The sequence below is a fragment of the Pseudomonas sp. genome, from assembly GCF_051660785.1.
GTDB lineage: Bacteria > Pseudomonadota > Gammaproteobacteria > Pseudomonadales > Pseudomonadaceae > Aquipseudomonas.
The window spans coordinates 34,030-53,763 of record NZ_JBOFQE010000039.1 but is presented as its reverse complement, the minus strand read 5'-3'; the positions used below and the strand labels follow the sequence as shown (position 1 = coordinate 53,763).

Sequence of the window (19,734 nt, the reverse complement as noted above, 5' to 3'; positions counted from 1 at the left end):
AGAACGCCTTGCTCACGAAAAACGTTTTTGCCTTAATGGAAAAGAATGGACAAGTTGGGTGCACTGAAAATGTTCGTGGTCACGGCGCAACTGGGCAGTTTCAGCCGCGCCGCCGAGCAACTGGGCAAGACCCCGTCGGCCCTGACCAAAGCGGTCAATCATCTGGAAGCGGAGCTCGGCGCCCGGCTGTTCGAGCGCAGCACCAGGCGGATTTTGCTGACCGAATCGGGGCGTCTTTATCTGGAAACCGCACGTCAGGTGTTGCAGCGGCTGGACGAGGCCGGCGAGGAGATCGAGCAGTTGCAGCATGGCCTGCGCGGCAACCTGAAAATCACCGCGCCGCTGGCGTATGGGCAGGCATTTCTCGATCAGGTGTGCGGCGGTTTTCTGGAGCAATACCCGCAGATCAACCTGCAAGTGGACCTGTGCGATGAGTTCGTCAATCTGCTGGAAAGCGGCTACGACCTGGCGTTGCGCGAGGGGCATGACGACTTGCCGGGGTTGATTGCGCGCGTCGTCGGCAGCAATCGCCTGGCGTTGTGCGCCAGCCCTGATTATCTGGCGCGAAAGGAGCTGCCGGTCACGCCCGAAACTCTCGATGACCACGAATGGCTGCTCTATCGACATCCGTTGCTCAGCCGCGAATTCTGGTGGGCCGAGCGCGACGGCCAGCGTTTGAGCCTGCAGCAACCGCAGTCACCACGGTTGCGCAGCGACAATTACGACCTGCTGCTGGCCAATGCGCTGGCCGGGCGCGGTTTGCTGCACACGCCTTTGTGGAGTGCCGCGCCGTATCTGGCGGATGGCCGGCTGGTGCGGGTGATGGCCGACTATGATATCGATCCGGACAGCTTCGGCTCGTACATCCTGGCGGTGTACCCCAGCCATCGACGGGCCACCGCCAAAGTGCTGGCCTTCATCGATTACATCGCAGGGTTTCTGGCGTCGCGTGGCTTGAGCTGACTGGCGGTCCTTGCCAGGAAAATGCCGAAAGAGTACAAATGTACTCCATGACGACCCTAACCCCCCGCCGTACCGCCATCCTGACCTTTATCCGTGATCGAATCGCGGAGCACGGTCAGTCCCCGAGCCTCGCTGAAATCAGCGAGGCGTTTGGTTTCGCCTCCCGCAGCGTGGCGCGCAAGCATGTGCTGGCGCTGACCGAGGCAGGGGTCATTGAGGTCAACCCGCATCAGGCCCGGGGCATCCGTTTGCTCGGGCAACCGGCGCGCCCCGAATTGCTGGACATCCCGGTACTCGGTCGGGTCGCGGCAGGTGCGCCGATCGGTGCCGATGCCGAGGTGCACAGCCGCTTGCTGCTCGATCCGTCGATCTTCTCGCGGGTGCCGGACTACATGCTGCGGGTCCAGGGGGATTCGATGATCGAGGACGGCATTCTCGACGGCGATCTGGTGGGCGTGCACCGCAACCCCGAGGCGTTCAACGGCCAGATCGTGGTGGCGCGGCTCGACGGCGAAGTCACCATCAAGCGTTTCGAACGGGTCGGCGATGTTGTCCGGTTGCTGCCACGCAACCCGGCCTATAAGCCGATCATCGTCGAGGCCACTCAGGACCTGGCCATCGAAGGGGTGTTCTGCGGTCTGGTGAGGCAAGGGTGATGGGCGCCGTCGTTGCGTTGGACACGCTGTTCAATGGCGGCCAGGTCTGGAAGGGCCGGCCTGCGCCACCGGCGGTCAGCCCGCAACCCACCGGGCATGCAGCGCTGGATGCGGCGTTGCCCACGGGTGGTTGGCCGGAAGCGGCGCTGACGGAAATTCTCCTGGCCGGGCAGGGCGTTGGCGAGTTGCAACTGGTGTGGCCGGCGCTGGCGCGGCTGTCGGCGGCGGGTGAGCGCATTGTGCTGGTGGCGCCGCCTTACGTGCCGTATCCCCAGGCCTGGCAGAACGCCGGGGTCGATCTGCGCCAGTTGTCGATCATTCAGGCCAGCGAGCGCGATGCGCTGTGGGCCGCGGAACAATGCCTGCGTTCGGGCAGTTGCGGTGCGGTGTTGTGCTGGCCGCACAAGGCCGATGACCGGGCGCTGCGGCGCTTGCAAGTGGCGGCCGAAACCGGCTCGACCCTGGCGTTCGCCTATCGCTCGATCAACGAAGCCATCAACCCTTCGCCCGCGGCCCTGCGCATCGCCATCGATGCCCGGCCTGCACAGTTGCGCGTGCTCAAGTGTCGGGGCGGGTTGGCGCGGTCGACGCCGATTGCCTTTCCCGTGGGGCATTGAGGTTGCCATGCGCTGGGTCTGCATTCTCTTCCCGCAATTGGCGCTGGACGCGGTACTGCGTCAGCGCCCCGATCCCGATGAACCTTTGGCGCTGCTGACCGGACCGGCGCAGCGTCGGGTGCTGCAAGCGGTCAACGCTCCGGCGCGGGCATTGGGCTTGCGCCCGGGCCAGTCGATGACCGCCGCCCAGGCCTTGAGCAAAGGTTTTGTCACGGCCGAATACGACGTCGCCGAAATCGAATACTGGCAGCAGTTCCTGGCGGCATGGGCCTATCGCTTCAGCTCTCAGGTCAGCGTGCATTACCCGCGTGCCGTGGTGTTTGAAATCGAATCCAGCCTGGGGTTGTTCGGGCCCTGGCCGCAGTTCGAGGCGCGGTTGCGAGCCGAGCTCGGCGAACTGGGCTTTCGCCATCGCATCGTCGCCGCGCCCAACCCGGTGGCCGCGCGGGTGTTGGCCAACGTGTATGACGGTCTGGTGGTGCCAGACGATCAAGCCTTGCGCTATCACCTGGGGCAACTGCCGGTCGACCGGGTTGCCCTGGAACCGGCGGTGGCCACGGCGTTGTCGCGCATGGGATTGCGCACCTTGAGTCAGGTGCAGGCGTTGCCGCGCAATAGCCTGGCGCGACGGTTCGAAGCGCAGGTGCTCAAGCACCTGGATGCGCTGTTCGGTGAGCGGCGGCTGGCGCTGGCGTTCTACCTGCCACCGGACCGGTTTGATGTGCGCATCGAGCTCAACTTCGATGTGCAGTCCCATCAGGCGCTGCTGTTTCCATTGCGTCGCCTGACCGGCGATCTGTCGGCCTTCCTCTGCGGCCGGGACAGCGGCGTGCAGCGTTTCGACCTGCACCTGGAACACGCCGGTTTGCCGGACACGGTGATCAAGGTCGGCCTGCTCAGCGCCGAGCGCGATCCGGCGATGCTCTTCGAACTGGCCCGGGGGCGGCTGGAGCAGGTCCAGGTTTCGGCCCCTGTACGCGGTTTCCGGCTGCGCGCCGAAGACCTGCCGAGCTTCGTCCCGCAGCGTCAGGAGCTGTTCGACGACCGCCCGCAGCAATCCTTGCCCTGGGAGCAACTGCGCGAACGCCTGCGCGCACGGCTTGGGGATGAGGCGGTGCATGGCTTGCGCTTTCAGGCCGATCACCGTCCAGAGTGCGCATGGCAGGCACGGGCCGGCAGTCAACTGTGCGCGGGATTGGCGGGCGTGCAGCGTCCGGGTTGGTTGCTGACGGAGCCGCAGGCCGTGCACGAAGGCTCGACGCGGATCCTCATGGGGCCGGAGCGCATTGAGTCCGGCTGGTGGGACGGCGACGACGTGCGCCGCGATTACTACCTGATCGAAACCCGTTCCGGCCAGCAGGGCTGGGCCTACCGTGCGGTGGGTGAGGGCGGCCCGTTGTGGCTGCAAGGCTGGTTCGCATGAGCGTCGAGTATGCGGAGCTGCACTGCCTGTCGAACTTCAGTTTCCAGCGCGGTGCGTCCAGCGCCCTCGAGCTGTTTCAGCGGGCGAAAAAGCACGGCTATCAAGCGCTGGCGATCACCGATGAATGCACCTTGGCCGGCATCGTCCGTGCCTGGCAAGCGGCGAAGTCGGTGGAGCTGCCACTGATCATCGGCAGCGAGATACGCATCGAGGACGGTCCGAAACTGGTGCTGCTGGTGGAAAACCTTGAGGGTTACCAGACCCTGTGCCGGCTGATTACCCGCGCGCGGCGCCGTACGCAGAAAGGCCAGTACCAAGTGCTGCGCGAGGACTTCAGCGAACCGATGCCGGGGTTGCTGGCCTTGTGGGTGCCGGACACGGTAGATGATTTCGCCAGCGGCCACTGGCTGAAACAGACGTTCAGCGATGGCCTGTGGCTGGCGGTGCAGTTGCATCGGGGGCAGGACGACACCCGACGACTGGACGCACTGCTGACCCTGGCGCGGGAACTGCGGATTCCAGCAGTGGCCAGTGGCGATGTGCACATGCACACCCGTGGGCGGCGCGCCTTGCAGGACACCATGACTGCGATCCGTCATCACCTGCCAGTGGCCGAGGCCGGGTTGCGGCTACATCCGAACGGCGAGCGGCATGTGCGCAGCCTCGATGCCCTGCAAACGCTCTACCCGCAAGCGTTGCTCGATGAAACGCTGACCATTGCCCGGCGCTGCACCTTCGACCTCGGCCAGTTGCGTTACCAGTATCCCCGCGAGCTGGTGCCGGAAGGCCAGACGGCCACATCCTGGTTGCGGCATCTGACCGACGAGGGGATCGCGTGGCGCTGGTCCGCAGGTCCGCAAGCCAAGGTGCTGGTGCAGATCGACAAGGAACTGGCGCTGATCGCCGAGCTGGGCTACGAAAGCTACTTCCTGACGGTGCACGACATTGTGCGCTTTGCCCGTGAGCAACAAATCCTCTGTCAGGGCCGGGGTTCGGCGGCTAACTCAGCGGTGTGTTTTGCCTTGGGCATCACGGAAATCGATCCGGATCGCACCACTCTGTTGTTCGAACGTTTTCTCTCCAAAGAGCGCAATGAACCGCCGGACATCGACGTCGATTTCGAACACGAACGTCGCGAGGAGGTCTTGCAGTACGTGTTTCAGCGTTATGGCCGGACCCGCGCCGCGCTCACGGCGGTGGTCAGCACGTATCACGCAGCCGGCGCGGTGCGTGATGTGGCCAAGGCCTTGGGGTTGCCGCCGGATCAGATCAACGCCCTGGCCGATTGTTGTGGCCACTGGAGCGATACAACGCCCCCCGTGGAGCGCCTGCTTGAAGGCGGCTTCGACCCCGAGAGCCCGGTGCTGCGCCGGGTGCTGAGTTTGACCGGGCAACTGATCGGTTTTCCTCGCCACCTGTCCCAGCACCCGGGCGGCTTCGTGATTTCCGAGCAGCCGCTGGACACTCTCGTGCCGGTGGAAAATGCCGCCATGGCCGAGCGCACGATCATTCAGTGGGACAAGGACGATCTCGACGCGGTGGGGCTGCTCAAGGTGGATATCCTGGCCTTGGGCATGCTCAGTGCGATCCGCCGTTGTTTTGATCTGCTGCGCCGTCATCGCCATCAGGACTTGAGCCTGGCGACGATCCCGTCCGAAGACTCCCTGACCTACGACATGATCGGCCGAGCCGACACCATCGGCGTATTCCAGATCGAGTCCCGGGCGCAAATGTCGATGTTGCCGAGGCTCAAACCCCGCAAGTTCTATGACCTGGTGATCGAGGTGGCGATCGTCCGTCCGGGGTCGATTCAGGGCGGGATGGTGCACCCGTATCTGCGCCGCCGGAACAAGGAAGAGCCCGAAACCTATCCCTCGCCGGAACTGGAAGTCGTGCTCAAGCGCACCCTGGGTGTGCCGCTGTTTCAGGAACAGGTCATGCAGATTGCGATTGTCGCCGCCGACTACAGCCCCGGCGAGGCCGATCAGTTGCGCCGTTCAATGGCGGCCTGGAAACGCCACGGTGGACTGGAGCCGCACAAGGATCGGCTGGCCGCCGGGATGAAGAAAAACGGTTACACGGCCGAGTTCGCCGCGCAGATCTTCGAGCAGATCAAAGGCTTCGGCAGCTACGGTTTCCCCGAGTCCCATGCCGCCAGTTTCGCCTTGCTGACCTACGCCAGTTGCTGGTTGAAATGCCATGAGCCGGCGGCCTTCGCCTGTGCGCTGATCAACAGCTGGCCCATGGGTTTCTACAGCCCGGACCAGATTCTGCAGGACGCGCGCCGGCATCATTTGCAGATTCGTCCGGTGGACGTGCGCGCCAGTGACTGGGATTGCAGCCTCGAACCGATCACCGGCGCGCAACCGGCGATTCGCATGGGGTTGCGGATGATCAAGGGCTTTCGCGAGGACGATGCCCGGCGTATCGAAGCGGCGAGGGCGAAGGGGGTATTTGTCGACATCGCCGACCTGGGCGAGCGCGCGCGCCTCGATGCCCGTGCCCAGGAGCAACTGGCCGATGCCGGTGCGCTGCGCGGCCTGGCCGGTGACCGTCATCGGGCGCGCTGGGAAGTGGCGGGGGTGCACAGGCAGCTCGGTTTGTTTGCCGGTCTGCCGAGTCAGGAAGAACCTGCGATCTATCTGCCCAAACCCACGGTGGGTGAGAATTTGCTGGCCGATTACAACAGTGTCGGCACCACCCTCGGCCCGCATCCGCTGGCGTTGCTGCGCGGTGAATTGAAAGCCCGACGCTGCCGCAGCTCGAAAGAACTGATGGAGGTCGAACACGGGCGCCCGGTCAGCGTCGCCGGGCTGGTCACCGGTCGGCAACGGCCGGGCACGGCCAGTGGCGTGACCTTCGTCACCCTGGAAGATGAGTTCGGCAACATCAACGTCATCGTCTGGCGCGACCTCGCCGACCGGCAGCGAAAGGTCCTCGTCGGCTCACAATTGCTCAAGGTCGATGGCCGCTGGGAAAAGGAAGGCGAGGTGCGCCACCTGATTGCCGGACGGCTGAGCGATCTGAGCCCTTTGCTGGACGGCATCAGCGTGCGCAGCCGGGATTTCCGCTGATCGCTACCTGAACAACACCCTCTGTAGCAGCTGTCGAGTGAAACGAGGCTGCGTTCTTTTGATCTTGTTTTTAAAAAGCAAAATCAAAAGAACGCAGCCTCGTTTCACTCGTCAGCTGCTACAGGTAAGCGTGTAGCCAAATCACTGGCGCCAATAATAAATTAAACACTGTCCACGATGATGGCACTTTGGCATAATGCCCGCCGCCGACGTCCCGCACGTCGATTATCGATTTGATTCCCCCTCGCTTTTTCGCCGCTGCAACCCGCAGCGGTTGGCTATTGCCATGCCGGGATAAACCGTTTTTTCAGAAGGAATGCACAGTGAGAATGATCTCTCGGATGTTGGTATCAGCGGCAGCGATTGCCTTCTTCGGCGCGATGACCGGATGTGCGACCGAAAGCTCGCGCGCCTTGCCGATCGCAAAAGTCGAAAGCGCCAGCGTCGTTTATGCCGGTGTTCGCGTACCCATGGCCGTTGGCAAGTTCGACAACCGTTCGAGCTACATGCGCGGGATCTTCTCCGACGGTGTGGACCGCCTCGGCGGTCAGGCCAAGACCATCCTGATCACTCACTTGCAGCAAACCAACCGCTTCAGCGTGCTGGACCGCGACAACATGGGCGAGATCCAGCAGGAAGCCGCGATCAAGGGCCAGTCCCAGCGCCTCAAGGGTGCGGACTTTGTGGTCACCGGTGATGTCACCGAGTTCGGCCGCAAAGAGACCGGCGATCATCAGCTATTTGGCATTCTTGGTCGCGGCAAGACCCAGGTGGCCTACGCCAAGGTCAACCTGAACATCGTCAACATCAGCACGTCCGAAGTGGTTTATTCGACTCAGGGCGCGGGCGAGTACGCCTTGTCCAACCGTGAAGTCATCGGCTTCGGCGGCACCGCTGCCTACGATTCGACCCTCAACGGCAAAGTGCTCGACCTGGCCATGCGCGAGGCGATCAATCGCCTGGTGGACGGCATGAACGCCGGGGCATGGAAACCAGGTAACTGATCAAGGTTGATGACAAGGAGCGGTACAAGCATGTTCAAGACTTATTTGTCGTGGGCGCTGATGGCGTCGACTTTGCTGGTCAGTGGCCTGTTGGCCGGTTGCGCCGGCCCGAAAACCCTTTACCAGTGGGAAAGCTACCAGCCTGAGGTCTACGAATACTTCAAGGGTGAAGAACCCAAGGAAGCCCAGGCCGAAGCGCTGGAACGCGACCTGCAAAAGATCAGGTCCACCGGCAAGACCCCGCCGCCTGGCTACCATGCTCACCTGGGTCTGTTGTACCTGAGCATGGGCAAGGACGATCAGATGGTGCAGCAGTTCCGGACCGAGAAAACCCTGTTTCCCGAGTCGACGCCGTACATGGATTTTCTGCTTAAAAACGCCAAGACCGGAGACACCCAATGATCGCGCGCTCATTGAAACTGATGGCCGGGCTGCTGGCTCTGGCGCTGCTCGGTGGCTGCGTCAGCCCCAAGACCGTGGACTATTCGGCGTACAAGCAAGCCCGTCCGAAAACCATTCTGGTGCTGCCGCCGCTGAACAACTCGCCGGACATCAAGGCGTCTTACAGCATGCTGTCGCAGGTCACGTTCCCGTTGGCGGAAGCCGGTTACTACGTGCTGCCGATCGCCCTGGTCGATGAAACATTCCGCCAGAACGGCCTGACCACAGCGGCGGATATTCACCAGGCACCGGCCAACAAGCTGCAGGAAATCTTCGGTGCCGATGCGGCGCTGTACATCACCGTGACGGACTACGGCACTCGCTACATGATCATCAGCAGCGAAACCGTGGTGACCGCCACCGCGAAACTGGTGGACCTCAAAAGCGGCACCACCCTGTGGACCGGCTCGGCCCGGGCCTCGAGCGAAGAGGGCGGCAACAATGGTGGCGGTGGTTTGATTGGCATGCTGATTACGGCGGCAGTCAAGCAAGTGATCAACAGCTCCACCGACGCCGGCCACCCGATTGCCGGCGTGACCAGTGCGCGACTGCTGTCGGCCGGGCAATCCGCGGGCTTGCTATACGGACCGCGCTCGCCGAAATACGGGACTGACTGAACCCACGAAGCACCTGTTTGGAGCTACTCCTGTGGCGAGGGAGCTTGCTCCCGTTCGGCTGCGCAGCAGTCGTGAAACCATTCAACGCAGTTTTGTCTGAATGGCTGCGGTGACTGGTTTAGGGGCTGCTCCGCAGCCCAGCGGGAGCAAGCTCCCTCGCCACAGTAACAGGTGATTTTCGGTTACTTGGTGACAGGCCAAAACCGCTCCCCACCCCCGGGCGCATCCGTCCACGCCTGCAACGACCGCGTCGGCAAATCGAAATAATCCCGCGTCCGCGCATAGCCATGCCCACCCATGCGCCCGATCGCATCCAGCCCCAGCTGATCGATGTACAAAGTCTTCGGGTCGATCAATTCGTCCCGCACGTGCGCCATCAACACTTCGCCGAAGATAATCTCCCGCGACTGCCCGATGGACAGCGCCATCATCCGTCGACACTCCAATGCCACCGGCGCCTCGCCGATGCGCGGGCATTTGACCGTGGTGCCGGCAATTGCAGTCAGCCCCGCCGCCGTCAACTCATCGAAGCCGGGAGCAAACGGCACGGCGCAGACGTTCATGGCCTCCACCAGCGCATCGCTGACGATGTTGACGGTGAATTCCTGATTGAGCTGGATGTTGCGGGTGGTGTCCTTGGGGCTTTGATCGCCGTAGTTTTCCACGCCCAGCGCGAGGATCGGCGGGTCGGCGGACAGTGCATTGAAGAAGCTGAACGGCGCGGCATTGATCCGGCCTTCGCCGTCAATGGTGGTGACCAGCGCAATCGGCCGCGGCACAACGCTGCCGATCAGAATCTTGTATTTGTCCCGGGCACTCATTTTGCTGAAGTCGAAGCTTTGCATAGGCAGACATCTCTAAAGAAGGGGATCGATTGCGCTCAGCGGCGCGTGTGCGCTGTAGTCGTCGGCGAACGGGATGGTCGGTTTGAACAGGGTTTTCCAGTCCGGTTGGCCAAAGGCCCGGTCGCTGTGGCTGCGCATCAGTTTTTCGAATTGTTGTTGGGCCTGGCGTTGCAGGGCGGGGTAATCGATGCCCTGAACCTGGCCGTCCTGCATGACGCAGCGGCCATTGATGTAACTGGCGATGCAGTCGTCACCACGACCGGCCAGCACCAGGTTTTTCAGCGGATCGAACAGCGGTCCCAGATGCAAACCGCGCAGGCTGAACACCGTGATGTCAGCCTTGGCCCCGGTTGCCAGGCGGCCGAGATCATCACGGCCCAAAGCCTTGGCACCGCCGAGCGTGGCGGCGTTGTACAGGTCCAGCGTGCTGGTCAGAGCGCTGCCGCCCTCCATCAAACGGGCGATGTTCAAGCCCTGGCGCATGTTCTCCAGCAAATCCGCCGGCCAGGTGTCAGTGCCCAAGGCGAAGTTGATGCCCTTGGCCCGATATCGACCGAACGAGTTCAACGCTTCACCGTCCCGGGCAAATACCACCGGGCAATGCACCAGGTTTGCGCCGCCATCCACCACGCGTTGCAGATCGTCGTCGCCTGAGGTGTAGATGCCGTGGGGCAGCAGGCTGCGTGGGGTCAGCAGGTCCAATTGCTGCAACCAGCGCAGCGGCGACACACCGCGCAGTTGCTCGACCATCGCCACTTCACCCAGCCCCTGGCAGCAATGCAGACGCATCGGCGCGTTCAGTTCGCGACTCAGTGCGGCGGTGCGTTGCAACAATGCCGGGGTGCAGGTCTGGATGCGATCCGGCAACAACGCACCACGAATCAATCCCTCGTGCGCACCCTCGAAATCATGGAAAAACCGGACAGCGGCATCGAGCCCGGCCATTCCCCGCGCTTCATCCCAGTGATGCCCGAGGGTGCCATCGGCCCGCCAATAACTCATGCCGCTCATGTAGCAAGGGCCAAGGTAAGTCCGCAGTCCCAACTCGCCGGCGACTCCCGCCACGGCAGCAAATTCGTCGTAGGTCTCGGCCCACTCGCGGTAATACATCGAGGTGATCGGCATGGCCGTGGTGATGCCGTTGCGGATCAGTTGAGTGAAGGCGTAGCGGTATTTGAAGACTTCTTTGTCGGGGTTGAAGCTCTCGCGCGGGCCGGCCGCCAGATAGTCCTCGGACCACATCCGACCCATGTCGCGTTCATCGCCATTGTCCAGCGTCAGCACCGTGGAATCCAGATCGCCCAGCGCATCCAGATCGATGAAACCCGGGCCGATCAGCGCGTTGCCATAGTCGATCCATTGATCCACCGGCCCTGCATAACCACGCCCGACAAACTCGATGCACGAACCTTCGAACACCACTTCGCCATCGCGCCACAGCACGTGCTGCGTGCCGTCGAAGCCGACCACGCAACTGGCCTTCAGGCCGATGCGTTTCACAAGCGACTGTCCAGCAAGCGGCCGCCCGTAGCGATCAACTCACCGCCGCGATACACCTGGCGCAACGGTCGCGCTACCACGGCTTCGCCCAGCGTCTGCACCGGCATCAGCAGGAAGTCCGCGGGCCGGCCGATCTCCAAACCATAACCTTCACAGCCCAGCGCCCGGGCACCGTTCACCGTTGCCGCTTCGAACGCCGCCGCCAGTTCATCGTCCTTGTTCAAATCAAAACGGAACGCCAACAACATTGCGCGTTCCAGCATGTCGCCGTTGCCCATTGGCGACCAGGCGTCGCGAATGCCGTCCGAACCCAGGCAGACATTCACGCCTGTTTCACGCAATGCGAGAAACGGTGGCACCGCACAATCGGCCGGTGCCGAACTCATCAGTGAAATCCTCAAAGCCGCCAAGCGTTCGGCCACCGGTTTGACCTGGCTCCACGGCAACATCCCCAGGCAGTACGCGTGGCTGATCATCACCCGGCCCTGAAGCCCGAAGCGCTCGGTGTAGTCGGCGATCAACGCGATTTGCCACAGGCCCAGTTCACCTTTGTCGTGCAGGTGAATGTCGACGCCACGCTCGAACTCGCTGGCCAGCTTAAAGACGAAGTCGAGTTGCGCGACCGGGTCGTTGTCGATGCCGCACGGGTCGAGGCCGCCGACGTTTTCCACGCCCAACATCATCGCTTCGCGCATCAAGTCGGCGGTGCCGGGCCGGCTGATCAGGCCGGTTTGCGGAAACACCACGAGTTGCAGGTCGATCAGGTCGCGGTAGGTGTCGCGCAGTTGTTGCATGGCCTCGACATGACGCAGGCCGAATTCCGGGTCGATATCGACGTGACAACGCATCGTCAGCGAGCCACGGGCGATGCAGTTTTCCAGCAGCGCGCCGGCGCGTTGAGCGATGGGCGCCTCGACTTCACGCAGCACACGGCGCTCGTTGGCGATGTAGTCCTTGAGCGTCGGGCCGGCGCTGTTCGGGCGCCAGGGTTGGCCCCAAAGGGTTTTGTCGAGGTGGACGTGGCTTTCCACCAGGGCCGGGGTGAGGAGTTGGTGTTGGCCGTCAATGTCGGTGGCGGTCAGTGCCGCGGACGATGCCGGGCGGCGCTGTTTGAACAGGCCGTTTTCGATCAGCAGATCTTCGGCGGTGGAACCGTAGGGCCGCACATTGCGCAGCCAGCGGGATTGGGTCATCTAAACCTCGAATTCTGTGTTGTTTGGGAGGGCCTCATCGCTGGAAGGCCAGCTCCCACATGGATTTGCGGTGTTCACAAAACCCCTGTGGGAGCTGCCTGCTAGCGATAGCCGCGACTCGGTCTCAAGCCAGGCAATCAGCCCTTTAGCTTCGACCAGACCCGATCCTGCAGCTCCCGCGCCTTGTTGCTGCACTCTTTTTCTGGGCGCAGGCGCGAGGCGAACTCGTCGGGCATGTTGATGGCGTCCATGACTTTCCACTTGGCGTCGAGCAGCTTGTCGCTCTGGATGCCGTTGGCATAGGCGATGGAATTGGACACGGCGGCGGCGTTTTCCGGTTTCATCATCCAGTCGATGAAGATCTTGGCGTTGCCCGGGTGCGGCGCGCTTTTCGGCACGGCGAAGTTGTCCTGGAACATCGCTAGGCCTTCGCGCGGATAGACGTACTTGATGGTGCTCTTCTGCAGGGTGGCCCGCGCTGTAGAACCGTTCCAGTTCTGCATCATGATCACCTCGCCGCTGGCCATGCGGTCGACGGTGTTGTCCGAGCTGTACATTTTCAGGAACGGTTTCTGTTTTTGCAGCAGTTCGAGGATGCGCTTGGCGTCCTGCGGGTTTTCGCTGCATTCGTCGACGTTCAGGTAATGGCTGGCGGCGTTGATCACGCTGCTGGAAGTGTCGAGGGCCGCGAGTTGTCCTTGCAGTTCCTTGCGCGGTTCGAAGAACTCTTTCCACGAGTCATCGAGCTTGCCGCCAGGTACACGTGCGCTGTCATAGGAAAAACCGGTGGTGCCCCACAAATACGGCGCCGAGAACTTGCGGCCGGGGTCGAACACCGGGTCGCGGAACGCCGGTTTCACGTATTGGAAGTTGGGCAGGGTGGAGGCATCGATTTGCAGCAGCAAGTTCTGGTTGATCAAGGTGCGCATGATCGACTGCGACGGCACGATCACGTCATACGCCGCGCCGCCGGCCTGCAACTTGGCCAGCAGGGTTTCGTTGCTGTCGTAGCCGTCCATGGTGACCTTGATCCCGGTCTCCTTTTCAAACTTGGCCAGCAGGTCGACCGGGTAGTAGTCGGTCCAGTTGTAGAAGAACAGTTCCTTGGGCTCAGCCGCCTGCGCGGAAAAAACGCTGAAGCAACTGAGGGCCAGACCGGTGACGGCGAAACACATGTTTTTCATTTTCATGTTTTTGTGCGCTCCAGGATTATTGGTTTTTGCCGCGCTGTCCCAGCCAGAAGGCCAGCACCACCAGCACGATGGAAATCACCAGCATCAGGGTCGAGATCGCGTTGATCTCCGGCGTCACGCCGGCCTTGATCGCCGAGAAGATGTACACCGGCAAGGTGGTCGAACCCGGGCCGGCGACAAAGAAGGTCATGATGAAATCGTCGAGGCTGACCACGAACGCCAGCACCGAACCGGACAGCACTGCCGGCCACAACAGCGGCAGCGTGACCCGGCGAAACACCTGCCACGGGTTGGCGTACAAATCGTTCGCTGCCTCCAGCAGGCTCTTGTCCAGATCATTGAGCCGCGCGCGGATCGGCAGGTACGCGAAGGGAATGCAGAAACCGACGTGCGCGACAATCACCGTCAGCAAACCGAGCTTGATCCCCAGCGCCATGAACAGCAGCAGCGTGGCCACGGCGGTGACGATCTCCGGCAGGATCAGCGGCAGGTTGATCCCGCCCTCGACCATCTTCTGTCCATAAAAGGGTCGGTACGTCGCCAGCGCCGCGAGCAACGCAATCGCCGTGGCACAGACGGTGGCGATACTGGCGACGATGATTGAGTTCAACGCCGCGGTCTGGATCGACGGGTTGGCGACAATCCTTGCGTACCAGTCGAACGAGAACTCGGTCCACACTGTCGCCGAGCGGTTGGCGTTGAAGCTGTAGGCGATCAGGACAAAGATCGGCACGTACAGGTAGGCCAGGATCAGCAGGCTGACTTCGCGGGTCAGCGGCAGTTTTTTCAGGTGCAGGGCGATCATGCGGTGGCTCCCCGGCGAAGTGTTTTGGCGGCGCTGCGGCTGTAGAGCGCGTAGCCCACCAGCGACAGCAGCAGAATCCCCAGCAACAGGAACGACAGCGAACTGCCCAGCGGCCAGTTGCGCGCGGTGCCAAATTGCTGCTGGATCAGGTTGCCGATCATCAGCGTCTTGCCGCCGCCGAGAATCGCCGGGGTGATGAAGGCGCCGAGGCTCGGCACAAACACCAGCAGCGCACCGGCAATCACCCCCGGCATCGACAGCGGCAGGATGATCCGCTTCAACGCATGCCAGCGATTGGCGCCCAGGTCGTAGGCGGCTTCCACCAGGCGCCAGTCGAGTTTTTCCAGGGTCGAGTAGATCGGCAAAATCATGAACGGCAGGAAGCTGTAGACCAGCCCGACACTGACGGCGAAGTCGTTGTAGAGCAGGGTGATGCCGCCGGCCTGCGGGAATAGCGCGTTGAGGCTTTGGGCGACCCAGCCGTGCTCGCGCAGGATGATCAGCCACGCGTAGTTGCGGATCAGCAGGTTGGTCCAGAAGGGAATGGTGATCAGCAAGACCATGAGGTTGCGCCGACGCGGGGTCAGGCTCGACATCCACAACGCCACCGGAAAGCCGAACAGGAAACACAACACCGTGGTGCCGCCGGCCTGGAACACCGAGCGCAGCAACGCCTGGGCGTAGACCCAGTTCAGCTCCAGTTCACCGTCGAAACCTTCCTGGAAAAACAGTTGCACATAGCTTTGCAATTGCCAGTCGGCCTGCCAGTCGACACCACCATACACATTGCGCGGCAACAGGCTGATGTAGCCCATGATGCCCAGCGGAATGGCGATCAGCGCCAGCAAAGTCAGAACCACCGGGCTCAGTAACAGCGCGCGGTTGAGGGCGGGAGAAGTGCTGCTGACGCTCATCTCAGGCCTCCATCAACAGACAGGCGTGAGGCGGCAGATTGACCGCCACACGATCACCGACCACTCGGCCGCGGTTCAGGCCTTCGTTGTTCTCGCGCAGCATGACCTTGATGTCGTTGTTCAGGCGGCATTGGTAAAGCGTCGCGGTGCCGACGTACAACACCGCTTCGATGACGCCGCGCAGGTGATGCGGTTGCGCCGGGTCGACCAGTTGCGAACGCTCCGGACGGAAGGCCAGTTGCACGTTGGCGCCGTCGAAGCCTTGGGCCGGGCAGGGGATTTCCACGGGCATGCCGCTCGGGACGAAGAGTTTTTCGTTCTGCTGGCCGCGCTTGAGGTGGCCGGGGAGGAAGTTGATGTCGCCGATGAATTGGGCGACGAACTGATGTTGCGGGCGTTCGTAAATATCGTTGGGCGTGCCGATCTGCAGGATCTTGCCGGCGGACATCACAGCAATGCGGTCGGACAGCGTCAGCGCTTCTTCCTGATCGTAGGTGACGAAAATGAAGGTGATGCCGGCTTCCTTCTGCACGCGCTTGAGTTCGACCTGCATTTCCTTGCGCAGCTTGAGGTCCAGCGCCGACAGCGGCTCATCCAGCAACAGCACCTTCGGCTTCGGCGCCAGGGCCCGGGCCAGCGCCACGCGTTGCTGCTGACCGCCGGACAATTCGGCCGGTTTGCGCTTGGCCAGGTGTTGCATTTGCACCAGCGCGAGCATCTCATCGACACGCTGGGCAATTTGCTTGGTATCAAGACCCTGCATCTCGAGGCCGAAGGCGATATTCTGCGCGACACTCATGTGCGGAAACAGCGCGTAGCTCTGGAAGACGGTGTTGACCCGGCGCTTGAACGGCGGCAAATCATTGACCGGCTCGCCCGCAAGACGTATCTCGCCGTCGCTGACGTTTTCGAAGCCGGCGATGGTGCGCAGGAGGGTGGTCTTGCCGCAGCCGGAAGGGCCGAGCAGGGTGAAGAATTCGTTGTCGGCAATGTCGACTGACACGTTGTCGAGGGCTGGAGCCAGCCCCGGGTCGTCGGAATACCGCTTGGAGACGTTACGCACTTCGATTGCTACTGGATGACCCATAATGGTGCATTCCTCTAATTATTGTATGCAATATCTGGATGCAATCTACAAATAACCGGATTAATCTGCTCGTGCAACCCCCTTTTTCCAATGGCTGCTCACCGCCAGGGGCCGGTTGTTTAGCGCTAAAGGAGTGTTGAGATGACCGACAAGAAACTCGAAACCACTGTCGACCGCGTCTACCAAGGGGTTTACGAGGCGATCAGCAAACGTTCGTTGCGTCCCGGCATGAAGCTTGGCGAGGCATCGCTGGCCGAACTTTTTAATGTCAGCCGCACGTCGGTTCGTGCCGCGCTCAAGCAATTGGAAGCGGATGGACTGGTGACCACCGAGCCCAATAAGGGGGCGTCGGTGTCGTTGCCCAGCGACGAAGAGATCCGCTCGTTGTTCGAAACCCGGCGCTTGATCGAAATCGGCATCGTCAGCGAACTTTGCCGTCGACGTGACACCTCGGTGACCCAGGACCTGCGCGATCACCTGTTGCTGGAAGATGAGGCGCACCGCAGTGGCGACCACGAACGGCTGATTCATCTGCTCGGCGAGTTCCACATCAAGCTCGCGCGAAGCCTGAACAACCCGGTGCTGCTGGACTGGTTCCAGAAGCTGATTTCCCGCGCCTCGCTGTACGCCGCCGCGCTGGATGACGACAGCCACGAGGCCTGCCGCGACGATGAACACCTGCGGCTGATCGAGTACATCGAGGCCGGCAATCAAAGCGCGGCGATCGAACTGACTTGCATGCATTTGAACGGCATCGAGAAGGCCATCCTCGACGTCGCCGCCACCCTGAAAACCGGCTACCACCCGCTCAAGCACCTGATCGAGGTTTAGTCGCCGGGACCTGTAGCAGATGCCCTGTGGCGAGGGGATTTATCCCCGTTCGGCTGCGAAGCAGTCGTGAAATCGGAGTACGCGGTGTGTCATAAGAAATGTGATTACCGACTTTTGGGGCCGCTTCGCAGCCCAACGGGGATAAATCCCCTCGCCACAGGGCAGCTGCTACAGGGGGCGTTCCTCGGGCAAGACCACCAAATCCGCAGATCAAGAATCGGCTAACCTCTTATGAAACCATTGGCGTCGGTGATGCTCGAAACAAACGGGTCCGCGCCGTCCTCGAGCCGTTGCGATCCCGCACGTCAGCCACTCACAAGGACATAAAGCCAGTCGATGCAGTTTCTATCTGATAGCCACGGATGTGCCGGCTGGAACGGTGAAATGGCCGGGCGCATCCGTGCGTTCGACTGGAGCCAGACCGAGCTTGGACACATCGACGCCTGGCCCGCCAGTCTGTGCAGCGCAGTGCAGCTGATGCTCGCGTCGCCACTGCCGATGGTGATGCTCTGGGGCCATGCCGGTTACATGATCTATAACGATGCCTACTCGCAATTCGCCGGTGGCCGCCATCCGTATTTGCTGGGGGCTCCGGTGGAGCTGGGCTGGCCGGAAGTGGCCGAGTTCAATCGCCATGTGGTCGATACCTGCCTGGCGGGCGGCACGTTGTCTTATCGCAATAAAGAGCTGGAGTTGTTGCGCAACGGGGTCCCCGAAGACGTGTGGCTGGACCTCTATTACAGCCCGGTCGCCAATGACGAAGGTCTCCCGGTCGGGGTCATGGCGATGGTCGTTGAAACCACTGAACATGTGATTTCCGAGCGCCGACGCCAGGAAGCCGAAGACGCCTATCGCGCCGACAACGAACGGGTGCGCCTGGCGCTCAATGCCGGGGCTTTGCTCGGTTCATTCGTCTGGGACATCAAGGGCAATGTGCTGTCGGGTGATGAGCGCTTTGCACGGACGTTTTCCTACCCCGCCGAACAGAACCTGGCCGACCTGCCCACCGACATCGCTGAAGCGCAGATTCATCCTGATGACCGCAGTTGGGTCCAGGAACAGGTCAATCAGTCGGTGACGACCGGCGAGCCCTTCAATGCCGAGTACCGGGTCTTGCGCCCCGACGGCAGCTACCTGTGGGTGCAGGCCAGTGGCTGTTGCGAATTCAACGAGCAGGGCGAACCGTTCCGTTTTCCCGGTGTGTTGATCGACATTCACGAACGCAAGATTGCTGAAGAATCCTTGCTCAGATTCACCCGCAACCTCGAGCAGCGCGTGGCCGACGAAGTCGACGCGCGGCTGGCGGCTGAAGAACAGCTGCGCCAGTCGCAGAAGCTCGAAGCCATCGGCGGCCTCACTGGCGGCGTGGCCCACGACTTCAATAATCTGCTGCAAGTGATCGCCGGCAACCTGCACTTGCTGGCGCGGCATGAACCGGACAACGCCAACGTGCAGCGTCGGGTCAGCGCTTCGATTGCGGCCGTCGAGCGTGGCGCCAAACTGTCTTCGCAATTGCTCGCGTTTGCCCGCCGCCAACCGTTGTCGCCAGCGGTGTGCGATCCAAAACAGATCTTCGAAGGCCTGGGTGAGTTGTTGCAGCGAGCGCTCGGGGAGACCATCCAGATCGATGTGCAGGTCCCGCAAGAGTCCTGGCACATCAACGTCGACCGCAATCAGCTGGAAAACGCCATTCTCAACCTGGCGATCAATGCCCGTGACGCCATGCTGGGCGAAGGGACGATTGACCTGAGTGCCGAAAACGTAGCCCTCGACCGTGCGTACTGTGCCGGCAAGGGCATCGTGGCGGGCGACTATGTGTGTGTCGCGGTGGCCGATACCGGCGCCGGCATGTCGCCCGAAGTGCTCGGGCAGGCGTTCGAACCGTTTTTCACCACCAAGGCCGACGGCCAGGGCACGGGTCTGGGACTGAGCATGGTGTTCGGTTTCGTCAAACAGAGCGGCGGCCACATCGAAATCTCCAGCGTCGTCGGGCAGGGCACTCGGGTGCAGCTGTACTTCCCCCGCAGCTTGCGTGCGTTGCCCAGTGAAACAACGCAGCGTGATTCACCCCGCCGAGGCGGGCATGAAATCATTCTGGTGGTCGAAGACAATGAAGCGGTGCGCAGCTCGGCGGTGGAGTTACTGCGCGAAGAGGGCTATCAGGTGCTGACCGCGGCCAACGGCGACCAGGCGATGCAGATGTTGCTGGAGGGCGAGAAGGTGAACCTGATTTTTACCGACGTGGTCATGCCTGGCCTGATCAAAAGCTCGGACCTGGCGGCCTGGGCCAAGGTGCAGAATCCACCGGTGGCGGTGCTGTTTACCTCCGGCCATACCCGAGACATCATTTCGCGCAATCACCAGCTCAGCCCCGATACCCATCTGCTGAGCAAACCGTATGGGCCGGACGCGCTGACGCACATGATCCACACCGTCCTCAGCGGTTGACCACATTCACAGGTGGAAGCGAACCTGTGGCGAGGGAGCTCGCTCCCGCAGGACTGCGTAGCAGTCCCATTTTTCGGAGCGCTTCGCACTCCAGCGGGAGCAAGCTCCCTCGCCACAAGGGCT

General features: G+C 62.0%; 17 protein-coding genes. 10 read left to right on the top strand and 7 right to left on the bottom strand.

Translation table 11 applies throughout. From position 1 onward, the window contains the following. Positions 1-45 precede the first annotated feature (45 nt). From ACRC4F_RS09420 to ACRC4F_RS09385, 8 genes are all read left to right on the top strand, one after another. Entirely contained in the window at positions 46-963 is a 918-nt protein-coding gene (locus ACRC4F_RS09420) for a LysR substrate-binding domain-containing protein (RefSeq protein ID WP_438659056.1), read from the top strand. 38 nt (positions 964-1,001) lie between these two features. Continuing rightward, entirely contained in the window at positions 1,002-1,619 is a 618-nt protein-coding gene (lexA, locus tag ACRC4F_RS09415; RefSeq protein ID WP_438659055.1) for a transcriptional repressor LexA, read from the top strand. Beyond that, on the top strand, positions 1,619-2,236 hold the full coding sequence (imuA, locus tag ACRC4F_RS09410; protein WP_438659054.1) for a translesion DNA synthesis-associated protein ImuA: 618 nt from the start codon (positions 1,619-1,621) through the stop codon (positions 2,234-2,236). The genes lexA and imuA overlap by 1 nt, the downstream gene beginning before the upstream one ends. 7 nt (positions 2,237-2,243) lie before the next feature. Beyond that, entirely contained in the window at positions 2,244-3,659 is a 1,416-nt protein-coding gene (locus ACRC4F_RS09405; protein WP_438659053.1) for a Y-family DNA polymerase, read from the top strand. Further along, on the top strand, positions 3,656-6,733 hold the full coding sequence (locus tag ACRC4F_RS09400; RefSeq protein WP_438659052.1) for an error-prone DNA polymerase: 3,078 nt from the start codon (positions 3,656-3,658) through the stop codon (positions 6,731-6,733). Before ACRC4F_RS09405 ends, ACRC4F_RS09400 begins: the two co-directional genes overlap by 4 nt. A gap of 329 nt (positions 6,734-7,062) precedes the next feature. After that, complete coding sequence (locus tag ACRC4F_RS09395; protein ID WP_438659094.1) at positions 7,063-7,737, top strand: CsgG/HfaB family protein; 675 nt, start codon at positions 7,063-7,065, stop codon at positions 7,735-7,737. Between the two features lie 30 nt (positions 7,738-7,767). Continuing rightward, a complete protein-coding gene (locus ACRC4F_RS09390) occupies positions 7,768-8,139 on the top strand; it encodes a DUF4810 domain-containing protein (RefSeq protein WP_438659051.1) in 372 nt (123 codons plus the stop codon). Continuing rightward, positions 8,136-8,795 (top strand): DUF799 domain-containing protein, encoded by a 660-nt coding sequence (locus ACRC4F_RS09385; protein ID WP_438659050.1) that lies wholly within the window; start codon positions 8,136-8,138, stop codon positions 8,793-8,795. Before ACRC4F_RS09390 ends, ACRC4F_RS09385 begins: the two co-directional genes overlap by 4 nt. 182 nt (positions 8,796-8,977) lie before the next feature. On the opposite strand, the gene ACRC4F_RS09380 is transcribed toward ACRC4F_RS09385, so the two are convergent. The 7 genes from ACRC4F_RS09380 to ACRC4F_RS09350 all read right to left on the bottom strand — a co-directional run bounded on the left by ACRC4F_RS09380 (position 8,978) and on the right by ACRC4F_RS09350 (position 16,332). Further along, positions 8,978-9,640: a flavin reductase family protein gene (locus ACRC4F_RS09380; protein WP_438659049.1), complete on the bottom strand. Its 663-nt coding sequence runs from the start codon at positions 9,638-9,640 to the stop codon at positions 8,978-8,980. A gap of 12 nt (positions 9,641-9,652) precedes the next feature. Then, the gene (locus ACRC4F_RS09375) at positions 9,653-11,140 is read right to left on the bottom strand and encodes an amidohydrolase family protein (protein ID WP_438659048.1); all 1,488 of its coding nucleotides are present in this window, start codon (positions 11,138-11,140) and stop codon (positions 9,653-9,655) included. Beyond that, positions 11,137-12,333, bottom strand: a complete 1,197-nt coding sequence (locus ACRC4F_RS09370; protein WP_438659047.1) for an amidohydrolase family protein — start codon at positions 12,331-12,333, stop codon at positions 11,137-11,139. Before ACRC4F_RS09370 ends, ACRC4F_RS09375 begins: the two co-directional genes overlap by 4 nt. A gap of 137 nt (positions 12,334-12,470) precedes the next feature. Next, on the bottom strand, positions 12,471-13,523 hold the full coding sequence (locus tag ACRC4F_RS09365) for an extracellular solute-binding protein (RefSeq protein ID WP_438659046.1): 1,053 nt from the start codon (positions 13,521-13,523) through the stop codon (positions 12,471-12,473). A 19-nt stretch (positions 13,524-13,542) separates the two neighbouring features. Continuing rightward, positions 13,543-14,331: an ABC transporter permease gene (locus ACRC4F_RS09360; RefSeq protein WP_438659045.1), complete on the bottom strand. Its 789-nt coding sequence runs from the start codon at positions 14,329-14,331 to the stop codon at positions 13,543-13,545. After that, on the bottom strand, positions 14,328-15,245 hold the full coding sequence (locus ACRC4F_RS09355) for an ABC transporter permease (protein ID WP_438659044.1): 918 nt from the start codon (positions 15,243-15,245) through the stop codon (positions 14,328-14,330). The genes ACRC4F_RS09360 and ACRC4F_RS09355 overlap by 4 nt, the downstream gene beginning before the upstream one ends. Position 15,246: 1 nt before the next feature. Beyond that, the gene (locus ACRC4F_RS09350) at positions 15,247-16,332 is read right to left on the bottom strand and encodes an ABC transporter ATP-binding protein (RefSeq protein WP_438659043.1); all 1,086 of its coding nucleotides are present in this window, start codon (positions 16,330-16,332) and stop codon (positions 15,247-15,249) included. A gap of 141 nt (positions 16,333-16,473) precedes the next feature. Here ACRC4F_RS09350 and ACRC4F_RS09345 point away from each other — a divergent pair, with 141 nt between their 5' ends. After that, entirely contained in the window at positions 16,474-17,163 is a 690-nt protein-coding gene (locus tag ACRC4F_RS09345) for a GntR family transcriptional regulator (protein WP_438659042.1), read from the top strand. Between the two features lie 336 nt (positions 17,164-17,499). Continuing rightward, on the top strand, positions 17,500-19,611 hold the full coding sequence (locus tag ACRC4F_RS09340; RefSeq protein WP_438659041.1) for an ATP-binding protein: 2,112 nt from the start codon (positions 17,500-17,502) through the stop codon (positions 19,609-19,611). The last annotated feature ends 123 nt before the right edge of the window (positions 19,612-19,734 follow it).